This is a genomic window from Mesorhizobium sp. P2_E6, from assembly GCF_056403835.1.
This window is the reverse complement of record NZ_JBFUEQ010000003.1, coordinates 198,123-213,645: the sequence shown is the minus strand read 5'-3', so window position 1 is coordinate 213,645 and position 15,523 is coordinate 198,123. Positions and strand designations below refer to the sequence as shown.

At 64.4% G+C, this 15,523-nt stretch carries 11 protein-coding genes; 1 reads left to right on the top strand and 10 read right to left on the bottom strand.

From position 1 onward, the window contains the following. Nucleotides 1–99 precede the first annotated feature (99 nt). The 5 genes from AC1D08_RS08930 to AC1D08_RS08910 form a co-directional block, all read right to left on the bottom strand. Nucleotides 100–2,550 (bottom strand): GcvT family protein, encoded by a 2,451-nt coding sequence (locus AC1D08_RS08930; RefSeq protein WP_457150516.1) that lies wholly within the window; start codon nucleotides 2,548–2,550, stop codon nucleotides 100–102. Continuing rightward, a complete protein-coding gene (locus AC1D08_RS08925) occupies nucleotides 2,547–3,728 on the bottom strand; it encodes a pyridoxal phosphate-dependent aminotransferase (protein ID WP_477228730.1) in 1,182 nt (393 codons plus the stop codon). Before AC1D08_RS08925 ends, AC1D08_RS08930 begins: the two co-directional genes overlap by 4 nt. After that, nucleotides 3,721–4,626 carry a homocysteine S-methyltransferase family protein gene (locus AC1D08_RS08920; protein WP_457150518.1) on the bottom strand — a complete coding sequence of 302 codons (906 nt, stop codon included), beginning with the start codon at nucleotides 4,624–4,626 and terminating at the stop codon, nucleotides 3,721–3,723. The genes AC1D08_RS08925 and AC1D08_RS08920 overlap by 8 nt, the downstream gene beginning before the upstream one ends. Continuing rightward, the gene (locus AC1D08_RS08915) at nucleotides 4,623–7,076 is read right to left on the bottom strand and encodes a GcvT family protein (protein ID WP_477228729.1); all 2,454 of its coding nucleotides are present in this window, start codon (nucleotides 7,074–7,076) and stop codon (nucleotides 4,623–4,625) included. Before AC1D08_RS08915 ends, AC1D08_RS08920 begins: the two co-directional genes overlap by 4 nt. A gap of 98 nt (nucleotides 7,077–7,174) precedes the next feature. Further along, nucleotides 7,175–7,738 carry a helix-turn-helix domain-containing protein gene (locus AC1D08_RS08910; protein ID WP_457150427.1) on the bottom strand — a complete coding sequence of 188 codons (564 nt, stop codon included), beginning with the start codon at nucleotides 7,736–7,738 and terminating at the stop codon, nucleotides 7,175–7,177. 204 nt (nucleotides 7,739–7,942) lie between these two features. Here AC1D08_RS08910 and AC1D08_RS08905 point away from each other — a divergent pair, with 204 nt between their 5' ends. Next, nucleotides 7,943–8,647, top strand: a complete 705-nt coding sequence (locus tag AC1D08_RS08905) for a nitroreductase (protein ID WP_457150426.1) — start codon at nucleotides 7,943–7,945, stop codon at nucleotides 8,645–8,647. Nucleotides 8,648–8,689: 42 nt separating this feature from the next. On the opposite strand, the gene AC1D08_RS08900 is transcribed toward AC1D08_RS08905, so the two are convergent. From AC1D08_RS08900 to AC1D08_RS08880, 5 genes are all read right to left on the bottom strand, one after another. Then, entirely contained in the window at nucleotides 8,690–10,132 is a 1,443-nt protein-coding gene (locus AC1D08_RS08900; protein WP_457150425.1) for an MFS transporter, read from the bottom strand. A 176-nt stretch (nucleotides 10,133–10,308) separates the two neighbouring features. After that, nucleotides 10,309–10,896, bottom strand: a complete 588-nt coding sequence (locus tag AC1D08_RS08895; RefSeq protein WP_477422972.1) for a sarcosine oxidase subunit gamma — start codon at nucleotides 10,894–10,896, stop codon at nucleotides 10,309–10,311. Then, nucleotides 10,889–13,897 carry a sarcosine oxidase subunit alpha gene (locus AC1D08_RS08890; RefSeq protein ID WP_457150423.1) on the bottom strand — a complete coding sequence of 1,003 codons (3,009 nt, stop codon included), beginning with the start codon at nucleotides 13,895–13,897 and terminating at the stop codon, nucleotides 10,889–10,891. The genes AC1D08_RS08895 and AC1D08_RS08890 overlap by 8 nt, the downstream gene beginning before the upstream one ends. Next, nucleotides 13,894–14,190: a sarcosine oxidase subunit delta gene (locus AC1D08_RS08885; RefSeq protein ID WP_457150422.1), complete on the bottom strand. Its 297-nt coding sequence runs from the start codon at nucleotides 14,188–14,190 to the stop codon at nucleotides 13,894–13,896. The genes AC1D08_RS08890 and AC1D08_RS08885 overlap by 4 nt, the downstream gene beginning before the upstream one ends. A 10-nt stretch (nucleotides 14,191–14,200) precedes the next feature. Next, on the bottom strand, nucleotides 14,201–15,460 hold the full coding sequence (locus AC1D08_RS08880) for a sarcosine oxidase subunit beta (RefSeq protein WP_477422970.1): 1,260 nt from the start codon (nucleotides 15,458–15,460) through the stop codon (nucleotides 14,201–14,203). Nucleotides 15,461–15,523: the final 63 nt, after the last annotated feature.

Sequence of the window (15,523 nt, the reverse complement as noted above, 5' to 3'; positions counted from 1 at the left end):
GGTGGGGGTCTCGTAGGGCGCACCCCCCACCCCGTCTCGCGATCTTCGATTCGCTACGACTGCGAGCCGACCCTCCCCACAAGGGGGAGGGTGAAACAACTACATCCTCGTCCGCTCCGACTTCGGGTCATACATCGGCTTCAGCGATGCTTCCGCAGCAAAACGCTCGCCGGCGATCTCGATCTCGTAGGACGATGCCAGAACATCCGCCTCGCTCTCGCCCAGACACGGCACATAGCCCAGCCCAATGGCGCCGCCGAGATGATGGCCGTAATTGCCCGAGGTGATCGGGCCGACGATCTTGCCGTCGCGCAGGATCGCCTCGTTGTGGAAGAGCAGGGGCTGCGGCTCCTTCAACCGGAACTGCACCAGCCGGCGTGACAGGCCGGCCTCCTTCTTCCGCAGCACCGCATCGCGACCGATGAAGTCGCCCTTGACCGTCTTCACGGCAAAGCCGAGGCCGGCTTCCAGCACATTGTCCTCATCGGTGATGTCGTGGCCGAAATGCCGGAAGGCCTTTTCGATGCGGCAGGAATCCAGCGTGTGCAGGCCGCAGAGCTTCAGGCCGACATCAGTACCCGCCTCGTCGATCGCCTCGAAGACATGAGCTGCCTGGTCGGTCGAGACGTAGAGTTCCCAGCCGAGTTCACCGACATAGGTGACGCGATGGGCGCGGGCCAGGCCCATGCCGATCTCGATCTCCTGGAACGTCCCAAACGGGTTGGCTTCGTTGGAGAAATCATTCGGGCTGACCTTCTGTATCAGCTTCCGTGAGTCCGGCCCCATCAGGCAAAGCACGGCTTCAGCGGCGGTGACATCGGTGATGACCACGAATTCGTCGGTCAGATGCTTGCGCAGCCAGGCGAGGTCGCGCTGCAGCGTCGCGCCGGGAACGACAAGGAAGAAAGCCGTTTCCGACAGCCGCGAGACGGTGAGGTCGCTTTCGATGCCGCCGCGCTGGTTGAGCATCTGTGTGTAGACGATCTTGCCCGGCGCCACGTCCATGTCGTTGGCGCAGAGCTTTTGCAGGAAGGCGCAGGCATCGCGGCCCTCGACGCGGATCTTGCCGAACGAGGTCATGTCGAACAGGCCGACCTTGTTCCTGACCGCCAGATGCTCCTCGCGCTGGTTGTCGAACCAGTTCTGCCGCTTCCAGGAATAGCGGTATTCGCGCTCCTGGCCCTCGCGGGCGAACCAGTTGGCGCGCTCCCAACCGGCGACCTCACCGAAGACGGCGCCACGCGCCTTGAGATGTTCATGCAGGGGTGAGCGACGGACATCGCGCGAGGTCGCCATCTGCCGATAGGGGAAATGATCGGCATAGAGCAGGCCGAGCGTTTCGGAGACGCGCTCCTTCAAATAGCGGCGGTTCTTCTGGAATGGCTGGGCGCGGCGAATGTCGACTTCCCACAGATCAAAGGGTGCTTCGCCGTCATTGATCCACTGCGCCAGCGCCATGCCGGCGCCACCGGAGGAGACGATGCCGATCGAGTTGTAGCCGGTCGCCATCCAGTAGCCGGACAGCTCCGGCGCCTCGCCGAGATAGTAGCGGTCGTCGGGGGTGAAGCTCTCGGGACCGTTGAAGAAAGTATGGATGCCGGCGGTCGCCAGCATCGGCATCCGGTTGACGCCCATTTCGAGGATCGGCTCGAAATGGTCCATGTCCTCAGGCAACTGATCGAAGCAGAAATCCTCGCGGATGCCGTCCATGCCCCAGGGTTTTGCCACCGGCTCGAAGGCGCCCAGCATCATCTTGCCGGCGTCTTCCTTGTAATAGGCGCACTCGTCGGGAACGCGCAGCACCGGCAGGCGGGTAAGGCCCGGGATTGGCTCGGTGACGAGATAAAAGTGCTCGCAGGCGTGCAGAGGGATGGTGACGCCGTTCTGGGCGCCAAGCTCACGCGCCCACATGCCGGCGCAGTTGACGACGATGTCGGCTTCGATGGTCCCTTGTTCTTCGCCTTGCGCCCACGACACGCCGGCGACGCGACCGGCCTTGGTGTGGACCTTGGTGACCTTCACATTCTCGACGATGGTGGCGCCGCGCTGGCGGGCACCCTTGGCCAGCGCCATCGCAATGTTGGCGGGGTCGCATTGGCCGTCGAGCGGCAGATGCACGGCGCCGACGACGTCGGACACATTGAGATGCGGGTACATCTCCTTGACTTCATTCGGTGAAATCTCGCGCACGTCGACATCGAACGCGCGGGCGAGAGACGCCTGCCGGTAGATTTCATGCTTGCGCTCCTCAGTCAGCGCCACCGTGATCGAGCCGACCTGCCGCATGCCGGTGCCGACCTCGGTCTCGGCTTCCAGCTTGACGTAGAGGTCGGCCGAATATTTCGCCAGCCGGGTCATGTTCTGCGAGCCGCGCAACTGGCCGATCAGGCCGGCGGCATGCCAGGTCGTGCCCGATGTCAGCTGCTTGCGCTCCAGGAGCACGATGTCGGTCCAGCCGAGCTTGGCCAGATGATAGGCGACCGAACAGCCGGAGACGCCGCCGCCGATGATGACAGCTCTTGCCTTGGTGGGGATGGCCTTGGCGGTCATGCGGCCTCGCGGCGATAGCTGGAGGCAAAACGGCGCAGCCGAAGTGCTGCTTCCTGCAACACGAGCTCCGGCTGGCAAAGGCTGATGCGAATGTGGCCGGCGGCGGCCTCGCCGAAGCTGGAGCCGGGCATCACGCCGACCTTTTCCTTGTCGAGCAAGGCCCAGGCGAATTTCTCGTCGTCGGGTTCGACGGCCGATATGTCGAGCATGACGTACATACCGCCGTCGGAACCGCGCACGGTGACATCGTTCATGCCACGCACGGCGTCGAGCAGGATGGTGCGGCGCGCGGCGTAGCGTTCGGCGATTTCCTTGACGCCATAACGGTTCTCGAGCGCCTCGGCGCAGGCAATCGAGATGAAGGCCGGCAAGCCATAGGTCGTCACCAGATTGAGATTGACCAGCAGCGAAATCATCTCTTGTGGTCCCGTCAGCCAGCCCATGCGCCAGCCGGTCATGCCATGGCTCTTCGACATGGAATTGATGACCAGAGTGCGCTCGGCCATGCCGGGCAGCGAGCGCGGCGAGACGTGCTCGCCGCCGCCCAGTGTCCAGTAGACCTCGTCCGACAACAGCCAGAGGTCATGCTCCCTGCAGACCTCCGCCAGCTGTTCCAGCCGCTCGCGCGAATAGACCGCACCGGTCGGGTTGTTCGGCGTGTTGATCAGGATGGCGCGCGTGTTAGGCCGAAGTGCTGTGCGGATCATGTCGGCGTGCGGCTGGAAGCCATCCTCGGCCGGTGTCTCGACCACGGTGAAACTGGCACCGGCGGCGCTGAACGTGTTGGGATAGGTGGCGTAGTAGGGCGCCACCACGATGGCATGGTCGCCCTGGTCGAGAACAGCCTGCACGGCCGCGTAGAGTGCGGCCTGGCCGCCCGGCGTGGCGATGACCTGATCCGGCGTCGTCTCGACGCCGGTGCAGGCGCTCGAGGCTGCCGCCATAGCCTTGCGCAGGCGCGGCAGGCCGGGAAGCGGGGTGTAGTGGTGATTGCTGCCGCGAACCGCGGTCACACAGGCTTCGATGGTTTCCGAGGGCGTGTCGAAATCATGGTCGCCCACTGACAGCATGATGATGTCTTCGCCGGCCGCCTTGCGGGCCCAAGCGGCCGAATGGACTTCCCAACCGTCCTTGCCCGAAGGCACGATGCCGGAAATGCGCGATGATGGTCTAGGCATGTATATCTCCCGAAATTTCGTAACCGGCCTGTTCGAGCCGGTCGCGCAGCGCGGCGATGTGTGGCGGTCCGACTTCGCAGCAGCCGCCGACAATGCTCGCGCCGGCCTCCATCCAGCCGATCGCCTGTTCTGCATAGGCGTCCGGACCGAGGTCATGGCGAGCGTGCAGGACATCCACCGTGCCGCCATGCTTGAGCGCTTCGACCGAGGTGAAGCCGTTGGCATAGGCGCCAACCGGGCCGCCGAGATCAATCAGCTCGGGCAGCGCTGCGCTGACTGCCTCGGGCCGGCAACAATTGACCAGCCGCGCTGCCACCGCCAGGCCATCGAGAGCGCTTGCTGCCGCGGCCAATGCCTCGCCACTGCGCAGGCGTGGCTTGCCATGATCGGCCAGCGTCCACGAAACCCATACCGGCTTGCCGCTTTCCGACGCCGCGGTCACCGCCGCACGCGCCTCCTCGGTGGAAGCCATGGTCTCGCACAGGAACAAGTCGACGCCATCAGCCTGCTCGGCAACGATGCGGCGGTAGATGTCGAGCGTATCCTCGAATGAAATGGTCAGCGCATGGGCATAGCTACCGAAAAGCGGTGACAGGCAGCCGGCGATGGTCGCCTCGCCGGCCTGCTCGCAGGCTTGCCTTGCAAGCTCGATGCCGCGCTTCTGCAAGGGCTTGAAGAGGTCTTCCGCGCCCTCGCGCGCCAGGCGTTCGGGTGTCGCCGAATAGGTGTTTATGGTGATGACGCGGGCGCCGGCACGGATAAATTCCGCGTGCAGGTCGCGCACGAGATCCGGTTCGTCGATCAGCACCCTGGCCGACCATAATGGCGTCGGCTCGGATTTGCTGCGGCGGACCAGTTCCTGGCCCATGCCGCCATCCGTGAGGATGATTTTCTTCATGCGCGCAGCCTCTCGTTCTTTGGATCCCACAAGGGCTCGTCCTTCTGCACGACCGCCTGAAAACGGTCGCCGAAGATTTCGACCTCGATCGCTGTTCCCGGTTCCGCCAGATCGGCGCGCAGCATGCCGAGCGCGATCGATTTGTCGATCCGATGACCCCAGCCGCCCGATGTCGTTTCACCGACGATCTTGCCGTCGTGCCAGAGTGTGGAAACAGAAGGGGCGTCGCAGTCACCGGGGTTCTCGACGACCAAAGTGACGAAACGCTTCGTCACGCCTTGCTGCTTCTCGTTCAGCAGTGCCGCCTTGCCGCGGAAATCGGGCTTGTCCCATTTGACGAAGCGCTCCAGCCCGCCCTGGAGGATCGAATAGTCGGTCGACAGGTCACCCTTCCAGGTGCGGTAGCCTTTTTCGAGCCGGAGCGAATCCAGCGCGTACATGCCGAATGGCCTGAGGCCATGCTGTTCTCCGGCCGCGCAGATGGCGTCAAAGATGGCGGCGGTGTCGTCGACCCTGGTGTGGATTTCCCAGCCGAGTTCGCCGGCGAACGAGACGCGCACCAGCTTCGCCCAGCGTCCGGCGATCTTCGTCTCCTGATGCGTCAGCCACGGCAAAGCAAGGTCGGCGCTGCAGACATCGGCGAGGATTTTTCGCGAGTTCGGGCCGGCCAGGATCTGGGTCGAAAATTCCTCGGTGCGGTCGATCAGCCTGAACGGCGCATTCTTGGGCATCCTCGATTTCAGCCATTCGAAATCATGCCATTGCGCGACCGCCGCGGTGATCAGCGTCATCAGGTTCTCGTCATGGCGCACGACCGACATTTCGGTGACGATGCGGCCCTTGTCGTCGGCGAAATAGACGAGGCCGATGCGGCCGATCTTCGGCACCAGTCCGGTGACCTGCAGGCTCAGCCATTCGGCGGCACCTGGTCCGTCGAGGTTGAAGCGCGAGAAGCCCGGCAGGTCGAGGATGCCGGCTGCGTCGCGAACGGCAAGGCATTCCTCGCGGACGCGATGCTGCCACGGTCCTTCGCGACGGAAGGTCAGCGTCGCTTCCTCTGACATGTCGTCGCCGTCCTTGGCGTACCAGGTGGCGCGTTCCCAGCCATTATAGGCGTCGAAGCGGGCGCCGAGCGCCTTGATGCGATCATGGATCGGCGACAGCTTGCGGTCACGGCCTTCCGGCCACGCATGGCGCGGGAACTGGATGGCGTATTCGTTGCCGTAGATCTCCTTGCCTTTGGCGACGCAATAGTCCGGCGCGGCAGCAAAGGAGGTGAAGCGGCGCGGATCGCACGACCACATGTCCCATTCGGTCTGGCCCTGTGTCACCCACTCGGCCAGCACCTTGCCGGCGCCGCCGCCCTGGGCGATGCCGAAGGTGAAGACGCAGGCCTCGAAGGCGTTGGGAACGCCGGGCATCGGCCCGATCAGCGGATTGCCGTCCGGCGTATAGGGGATCGGCCCGTTGATGACCTTGGACAGGCCGGCGGTGCCCAGGATCGGCACGCGGGCCACGGCATCGGCCAGATAGTGTTCCAGCCGGTCGAGGTCGTCGGGGAACAACTGGAAGGAAAAGTCCTCCGGCATCGGATCATTGTGGGTCGCCCAATGCGCGCGGCAGTTGCGCTCATAGGGACCGAGATTCATGCCGTTCTTTTCCTGGCGCAGATAGTAGGAGGTGTCGACGTCGCGCAGCAGCGGCAGTTTCTTGCCCTGTTCCTTCGACCATGCCGCCAGTTCGGGGATTTCCTCGAACAATATGTACTGATGGCTCATCACCATCATCGGCACCTCGCGGCCGAACATCTTGCCGACTTCGGCGGCGCGGTAGCCGGCGGCATTGACGACGATCTCGCAGCGGATTTCGCCTTGCGCGGTCTCGACCACCCATTCGTCGTTCTCGCGGCGCACGCCGGTGACCGGGCAGAAGCGGATGATCCTGGCACCCATGTCGCGCGCGCCCTTGGCCAGCGCCTGGGTCAACTGCGCCGGATCGATGTCGCCGTCGCTCGGGTCGTAGAGCGCGCCTTTCAGATCATGCGTCTCGATGAAGGGATAGCGGCGCTTGATCTCGTCCACGCCGACGACGTCGATGTCCATGCCCTGATAGCGGCCCATGCCCTTGGCGCGCTGGAACTCCTGCATGCGCTCGACCGAGTGGGCGAGGCGAAGCGAACCGGTGACGTGGTAGTTCATGGGATAGTCGACCGCTTCGGCCAGCCCGCGATAGAGCTCGGTCGAATAGCGCTGCATGTTCATCAGCGACCAGGACGACGAGAAGGTCGGCACATTGCCGGCGGCATGCCAAGTCGAGCCGGAGGTCAGTTCGTTCTTTTCGAGCAGGACGCAGTCGGTCCAGCCCGCTTTGGCGAGATGATAGAGCGCGGACGTGCCGACGGCACCACCTCCGATGATCACCACGCGTGCCGTGCTCGGCAAACCGGTCATGTTCTTCTCCCTGACAAAACCCAAAAGCGCGTTGCGCTTTCCATTTTTTGTTTTTGATACCTGTCGTTATCCCAAGCACGCTTCTGGGCGACATGCATTCAATAGACTGGCGGCGCAACCACCCAGATGACAACCGCCGGCTCGGCACCCGGATTGCGCCAGCGGTAGGGCTTGCCTTCGAAGCGAAAGGAGTCGCCTTCGCCGAGCCGATGCCAGACGCCCGATATCTCGATATCGAACAGTCCGGACGCGACGTATCCGGCCTCTTCGGTCGGCCGACGCGCCTCGTTTTTCAGCTCCGCGCCCGGCGCGAAAACCGAACGCACCATCTCGAAGCTACCGCCGAGATCGGGCGACAGAAGCTCCTCCACCAGGCCGGATTCGCTTGTGCCAAGCGTGCGGCGCCTGCCGGCGCGCACAACCACGCCACGCTCGCTTTCGACCGGCACGTCATGGCTGAAGAACAGGCTGATCGGCACGCCGAACAGTTCAGCGAAGGCTCTGAGATCGCTGAGCGATGGCGTCGACAGGCCACGTTCGACCTGGCTGACCCAGCCGACCGAACGGCCAAGCTTCAGGCCGATCTCGGCAAGCGTCAGCCCGCGCGCCTTGCGCAGCGCCCTGAGATCGCTGGCCAGCACGCGTTCGTCAGGTCCCTGCAATGTTCGTGCGATAGGTGAAGGCAAAACGCTCACTTCATGAAAATTTGCATCCGAATTTCATGAGAAATCAAGCTCATGAAAAAATCAAGTGGATTTTCACGCATGCTCAAGATTTGCTTGCAGGATTTTGACGGTTCATGCAAAGGCTCGGGCACGAACGGCGAGTGGGGACGTCTGGTCGAGACGAGGGTTAAAGGACGGCCCATGCTTGAAAAGAACACCCGAATTGCGGACGAGGCCGAGATTGTCGACGAGGCGATCCTGTCGCGCCGCTCGGTGCGCGCATTCCTGCCCGACATGGTCGACGACGACACCATCCGCGCCATTCTGTCGGTTGCGGCGCGGGCTCCATCCGGCACCAACATGCAGCCGTGGAAGGTCTACGTCACCAAGGGCGAGACCAAGCAGCAGATCACCGACGCCATCCTCAATTCGGGCATCCGCGCTGAAAAGGCCGATTGGGATGAGTACCGCTACTATCCCACCCAGTTCTTCGAGCCCTATCTGACCCGACGGCGCGCCAACGGCTTTGGGCTCTATGGCGCGCTCGGTATCGGCCGTCGCGAGGTCGACAAGATGCGCGCCCAGCACGACCGCAACTTCGTCTTCTTCGACGCGCCGGTCGGCATGATCTTCACCATTGACCGCCGGCTCAACCAGGGTTCATGGATCGACTACGGCATGTTCCTGCAAAACATCATGGTCGCAGCGCGGGGCAGGGGCTTGCACACGTGCCCACAAGCGGCGTTCGCCCCCTATCACCGGCAGATCCGGCCGGTGCTCAACATTCCCGACGAGGAGATCGTCGTCTGCGGCATGGCGCTTGGCCATGAGGACATCTCCAAACCCGAAAACGCCTTCCGCACCGACCGCGTGCCGCTGGAAGAGTGGGTGACGTTCAGCGAGTAAGCCGGCCGCCCCGGCCAGAACCGGCCAACTGGGCGTCGAGCCCTATTCCGTGTTCATCTGTGCGCCGTGGCCGCTGACATGGGCGCCGTCCTGCGGCGTCAGCTTGAGATAGGCGAATAGCGCACACAGCGTGATGACGCCCTCGATCACGAACAGGATGCGAAAATCGCTTGCCACGGCCGGACCGCCGCCGGCCAGAAACGACAGTGCCGCGGCGGCCAGGCCGACACTGATCGCCACCGCGAGCTGCCACAGGATGTAATAGAGTGCGCTGAAGCGGGCGAGCTGTTCGGGCGCGATGTCGGAATAGGCGAGGTTGCCGGTCGACGCCCATTGCGCTGAGCGGAAGACGCCGAAGACGAAGATGTAGGCAAGCACGATCCACACCGGTGTGGTTGCCTGCATCAAGGCAAATCCAACGACCATGGCGGCGACGATCGGCGTGTTGCAGACCAGCACGCGGCGGAAGCCGAAACGGTTGAGGACACGCGGCATGAAGAAGCGCATGGCCACCGAACCGACCGCGGCAACGAAAGTCAGCGATCCCGCCTGCACCGCGCTCATGCCGAAGCCGAGCTGGAACATCAGAGGCAGCAGGAAGACGACCGAGCTGAGGCCGATCGTATCCAGGCCACCGCCGGTCAGGAAGGAAATGCGGAAGGTGCGGATGCGCAGGAGCTTGAGATCGAGCAGCGGATTGCGCACGCGCAGGCAGTAGAACGAGGCAATTGTCAGGATGACAAGCGCGAGCGCCAGTTCACCGGCGATGACGCCGCCGGCAGCGTCCTTGGCGGCAAGCGAATCCATGCCGAAGACCAGCAGCACCATGCCGCTGCCGACCAGCAGAAACCCCGGAAAATCGAACGGCGTGCGCACGGGCTTGGTCACTGTCGGAAACAGCGAGGCGGCAAGCAAAGCCGCCGCCAGTGCGAACGGCACGTTGATGAAGAAGATCCAGCGCCAGGAAATGTAGGTGGTCAGCGCGCCGCCGACGAGCGGGCCGACCAGCGGTCCGGACTGGCCGGCCAGCGAGATGTACATGTTGATCTTCAGGGTGCGGCTGCGCGGAAAGGTCTGCAGGATGACGACCTGGCCGAGCGTGCCCATCAGCGCGCCGCCGAACCCTTGCAGCGCACGGGCGCCGACCAGCATCCAGATGTTGTCGGACAGCCCGCATAGGGCCGATGCGGTGGCGAACACCAGCAAGGCAAAGCAATAGACATTGCGCAGGCCGAAGCGGTCGGCGGCCCAGCCGCCAAGCGGCATCGAGATGATCAGGCTGGCGACATAGACGGTGATCAGAAGGCCGAGCTGGCTGGGCGGGCGGCCGAGGCTTTCGCCGATACCGGGCAACGCCGTCACGACGACATTCTGATCGAGGCTGGTCATGAAGACGCCGCAGGCGACCGTCAGTGGCAGCAGGAGCAAGGCTCTGGCCGACACATCGGCGCGATCGGTGGCGCCGGCGGATATTTCTGCGGTCATGGGGATGTTCGAACCAAACGACTATGCCGAGCCTGAGACGGGGTTTGATGCCCCTTGGGCCGGTCTTGGCGGCCACGTTTCCCATCATGGCCGCCCGCGGCGCGATTCTCTAGCGGCAGAACCGGCTGGCCTTGATGCCAGAAGCCGCGGCGATGCGGCCATCCGGCCGGCGCTGCCTATTGCACCTCGTAGCCGACTTCCTCGCTGGCATGGCAGAGCGCCTTCCAGAACGAGCGTGCGAACGAGCGGAAGACATAGATGTCGAACTGGTCGGAGCCGATACGCTGGATCTGGGCGAAGACATCGTGATGGGCGGTCGAGCGGCCGGCGCCAACCGGAAAGGCCGGCAGCGCGAAGTCGATGGCGAAGAACTTCGCCAGCACCCATTCGGCCTTCGGCCCGGCGATGCGAATGGCGGTGCGACCATGCGAAAGGTCGGTCACCGTGCCGATGGCCGGGGTGACCGCCTTGGCAAAGGCGCCGGCCAGGCCTTCGGCTTCATCGGCAACGGTGAATTTTCCCGGCGCGAAGCCGAAGACCGACTTCACGCCGTCGCTCATGCCGCCGCCGGCGCCATCGGGCAGCGCAAGCCCGGTGACGGTACGGATGGCGGCAATCAACTTCTTCTCCTCACCCGGCCAGGCTGCCAGCTGCACGATCGAGCCGGGCCCGGTCTCGGTCAGGATGATCTCGACGCCGTGTTCGAAATTGCCATGCGAGCCAATGTGAAACTCCGGCTCGAGCGGTGATTGGCGCTCAACCATGCATGCGGCTCCCGTCCGGATCGAAGAAGTGGTTGGAGACGATCTCGACCGGCCCGAACCGGTTGCGCAGGGGATCGGAGACATTGGCGCGCGTGCCGTGTCGTGCCTTGCCGCCCTTGACCAGCGCCAGCGCGATGTGCTTGCCGAGCGCTGGCGAATAGCAGCAGGCGGTGATGTGGCCGATCGAGCCGTGGGGATTGGCCTCGTCGAGTTGCTCGACGATGTGCGCGCCGCCATTGAGTGGGCGGTTGTCCAGCGCGATCAGGCCGACGAGTTCCAAGCGGTCAGACGCGATCAGGCCCTCGCGGTCCATCATCGCCGAGCCGATGAACGGCTTTTTCTTCGACAGCATCCAGTCGAGATGCAAGTCGCGCGCCGTGGTGCGGCCGTCGATCTCGGCGCCGGTGACATGGCCCTTCTCGATGCGCATCGTGCCCAGCGCCTCGAGCCCGTAGGTGACCAGCCCGAACGGTTTGCCGGCCTCGATCAGCGCTTCCCAGACATGGGTGCCATGGCCGGCACCGGAATAGACCTCGAACGCCATCTCACCGGAGAAGGAGAGCCGGCAAATCATCACCGGGACACCCGATATCTCGCCGCGCACAATTCCCATGAAGGGCAAGGTGGCGTTGTCGACCGATGTGCCGGTGACGCAAGCAGCGAGGATCTGCCTGGCCTTCGGTCCGCCGATCGCGGCGCCCGCCCATTCGTCGGTCACCGAGGTGACGTGCACCTTGAGCTCCGGCCAGATCACGTCGAGGAAATATTCCAGATGCTGCATCACCTTGCCGGCGTTCGCCGTCGTGGTGGTCATCAGGAAATCCTGCTCGCCCAACCGCCAGGTGGTGCCGTCGTCGAAGGCGAGGCCGTCCTCGCGCAGCATCAGCCCGTAGCGGGCCTTGCCGACGGCCAGTGTCGAAAACATGTTGGTGTAGACGCGGTCGAGGAATGCAGCGGCGTCGGGCCCTTGCACGGCGATCTTGCCCAGTGTCGAGACATCGACGATGCCGGCGCTTTCGCGGGTCGCCTTGGCTTCGCGCACATAGGCCTGCTCGACCGTCTCTCCGGCATGGCCGTAGATCATCGGACGGTACCAGAGGCCGGCCGAATACATGGTCGCGCCATTGGCGAGATGCCAGTCATGCATCGGCGTCAGCCGCTCGGGTTTCAGGTCACCGAAGCGCTCGGCCGCCAGCGAGCCGATCGACACCGGTGCAAAGGGCGGGCGGAAGCGCGTCGTGCCGACCTCGGGGATCGGCTTGCCCAGCGCCTCGGCCATGATGGCAAGGCCCGGAACATTGGAGCTCTTGCCCTGGTCGGTTGCCATGCCGAGCGTGGTGTAGCGCTTCAGGTGCTCGACCGAGACAAAGCCTTCGCGGTGTGCCAGCCGCACATCCTCCGCGGTGACGTCGTGCTGGAAATCGACAAAGCTCTTGCCTTTGGCCCTGATCTCGAACACCGGCGCCGGATCGGGATCGCCAGGAACGGCTTCGACAGTGGGCAACGCCGCCGGCGTGCTGGTTCCGCCGGCCGCGGCGAGGCCGGCGGCGCGGCCTTCGGCGATGGCTTCAGTGGTGGAAAAACTGCCGGTGAAGGCGCCGGCGCCAATCCAGTGCTGCGTTGGCCATTGCTGGGTCGGCTTCGGCGGCAGGAAAGCCTGCCGCGCGGCGTTCCACTCGGCCTTGGCGCCGGCCTGGCTGGCCAGATGGATGGTAGGCGACCAGCCGCCCGACATCAGCAGGCAATCGGCGTGGATGCTGCGGGCGTCGCCGGTGAGCGAACCGTTGGCCATGTCGAAGCGCTGCAGCTTGAGGCCGGTCAGCGTCTTGCCGCCTTCCGTGGCGACGACGGCATGGCCGGCGAAGACCTCGGCCTCGGCCTCCGTGGCCAGCTTGAGCATCTCGGCTGAAGGGTCTGGCCGGACGTCGGCAATGGCGACGACCGTGGCACCCGCCTTCTTCAAGGCGACGGCCGCTCGGTAGGCGCTGTCATTGTTGGTGAACAGCGCGATCCGTTCGCCCGGCAACACGCCGAACTCGTTGGCGTAGCGCTCGGCGGCATGCGCCAGCATCACACCTGGCCTGTCATTGCCCGGAAACACCAGCGGCCGTTCGAAGGCGCCGGTGGCGAGCACCACGGAGCGGGCGCGAATCGCCCAATAGCGATGGCGCGGCTCGCCCTTGCCGGGCTGCTCCTTGTGGTCGCTGACCCGTTCGAGCGCGGCAAGCGTGTTGTTGTCGTAATAGCCCCAGACCGTGGTGCGCGGCAAAAGGCGGACATTGTCGCGGCCTTCGAGCTGGGCGACGGTGCGGCGGGCCCAGTCGGCGGCCGGTGCGCCATCGATGGTTTCGCCTGACCAGTTGGCAGAGCCGCCGAAACGCGGCTCAAGATCAGCCAGCATGACCCGGGCGCCCTGATCGGCAGCGGCCTTGGCGGCCATCAGCCCGGCCGGGCCGGAGCCGACTACCAGCACGTCGCAAAAGGCGTTCATGCGTTCATAGCGGGCCGGGTCCTTCGCCGATCCGGCGCTGCCGAGACCGGCGGCGCGGCGGATGAAATGCTCGCAGAACATCCAGAAGCGAGTGCCTTTGAGCGGACCGATCACTGGCCCCATGAAGGTCTTGTAGTAGAAGCCGGCCGACAGGATCTTGCCGCCAAGCTGGTTGACGGCGTTGACGTCCCAGGCAAGCGAGGGAAAGCGGTTCTGGCTGATGGCGACCAGTCCGTCATGGATCTCGACCATGGTCGCCGGAATGTTGGGCTCGCGAACATCGCCCTTCAGCACCGTCACCAGCGCGTTGGGCTCCTCGATGCCTGCGGTGAGCAGGCCGCGCGGGCGGTGATATTTGAATGAACGCCCGTAAAGGGTGACGCCCTTGGCCAACAGCGCCGACGCCAGCGTGTCGCCGGCATGGCCGGTATAGGTGGCTCCGTCGAAGGTGAAGCGGATGGTTTTCAGCCGGTCTATGCGGCCGCCAGTGTCGGTGCGGCGCGGGCTCATGATTTGTCCTCCGCCTTGCGGCGCGCGGTCGAGGTGTGAGCGCCGCGCATGAAGGCGACGCTCAAAATCTCATGCGTCAGCGTGTTACGCACGACCCTGAGATGTGCGCGGCAACCGCCGGAATGCTGCCAGATTTCGTTGTGGTCGCCGGCCGGGTTCAGCCGGTCGTAGACATAGGCGTTCCATGCCTCGAAATTCTGCGAGGCGGGGTCGGGGCGCTTACGGTTGCCGTCACCTTGATAGGTAAATTCGACGACGTCGCGCGGGCCGCAATATGGACAGGTGATCAACATGGGACTTTACCTAATGCAGCCGCGGGTTTGCACCCTGGCCCTTGTCGTCGATCACCAGGCCGCGGTGGAAGCGGTCGAGCGTGAAGGGGGCGTTGAACTCGTGCGGCTGATCCTTGGCGATGGTCCAGGCAAAGCACCAACCCGAGGCCGGCGTCGCCTTGAAGCCGCCATAGCACCAGCCGCAGTTGAGATACATGCCGGGCAGGGGGCCGGTGGTGATGATCGGCGATCCGTCCATCGACATGTCGCAGACGCCGCCCCAGGAGCGCAGCATGCGCACGCGGGCAAGGCCCGGAAACAGCGCCAGCATCTCGCTCATCACCTCGTCGACGATGGGCAGGTTGCCGCGCTGGGCATAGCTGTTGTAGCCGTCGATGTCGCCGCCATAGATGAGGCCGCCCTTGTCCGACTGCGACATGTAGAAATGGCCCATGCCGAAGGTGACGACGGTGTCGATGAAAGGCTTTAGCGATTCGGTGACGAAGGCCTGCAGCACGTGGCTCTCGATCGGCATCGTCTCGACGCCGGCCAACTTCATGACGCGCCCGGTGCTGCCAGCGACCGCCACTGCCACCTTCCTGGCGCGGATGTCGCCGCGCGACGTGGTGACGCCGGTGACGCGGTCGCCGTCGCGCAGGAAGCCGGTGACCTCGCAATTCTCGATGATGTCGACGCCGCGCCGGTCCGCGCCGCGCGCATAGCCCCAGGCGACCGCATCGTGACGGGCGGTGCCGGCGCGCCGCTGCATCAGGCCACCGACCACCGGGAAGCGTGCGCTGTCGGAGATATCGAGCGCCGGGATCAGCCGTTTGATCTGCGCTGGCGTCATCAATTCAGCATCGACGCCGAGATGACGCATGGCGTTGCCGCGCCGTGCATAGTCGTCGAACTGAGCCGGCGTGTGCGCCAGGTTCAGGCAGCCGCGCTGCGAGAACATGACATTGTAATTCAACTTGTGCGACAGGTTCTCCCACATCTTCATCGAATGCTCGTAGAAGCGGGTGTTGGCGGGCAGCAGATAGTTCGAGCGCACGGCCGTCGTGTTGCGGCCGACATTGCCGGAGCCGAGCCAACCCTTTTCCAGCACCGCGACATTGGTGATACCGTGCTCCTTGGCGAGATAGTAGGCGGTTGCCAGCCCGTGACCGCCGCCACCGATGATGATGACATCATAGGACGCCTTCGGATCCGGCTTGCGCCAGGCCGGTTTCCAGTCCTTGTTTCCCTTGAGCGCGTTCGCGAGCAGCGAAAAGGCCGAGTACTCTGCCATCATTGTCATCCGGTTCGGGCGATGCGGCAGACTATAGAGCAGGCCGCATCCGCAAAGCCAATA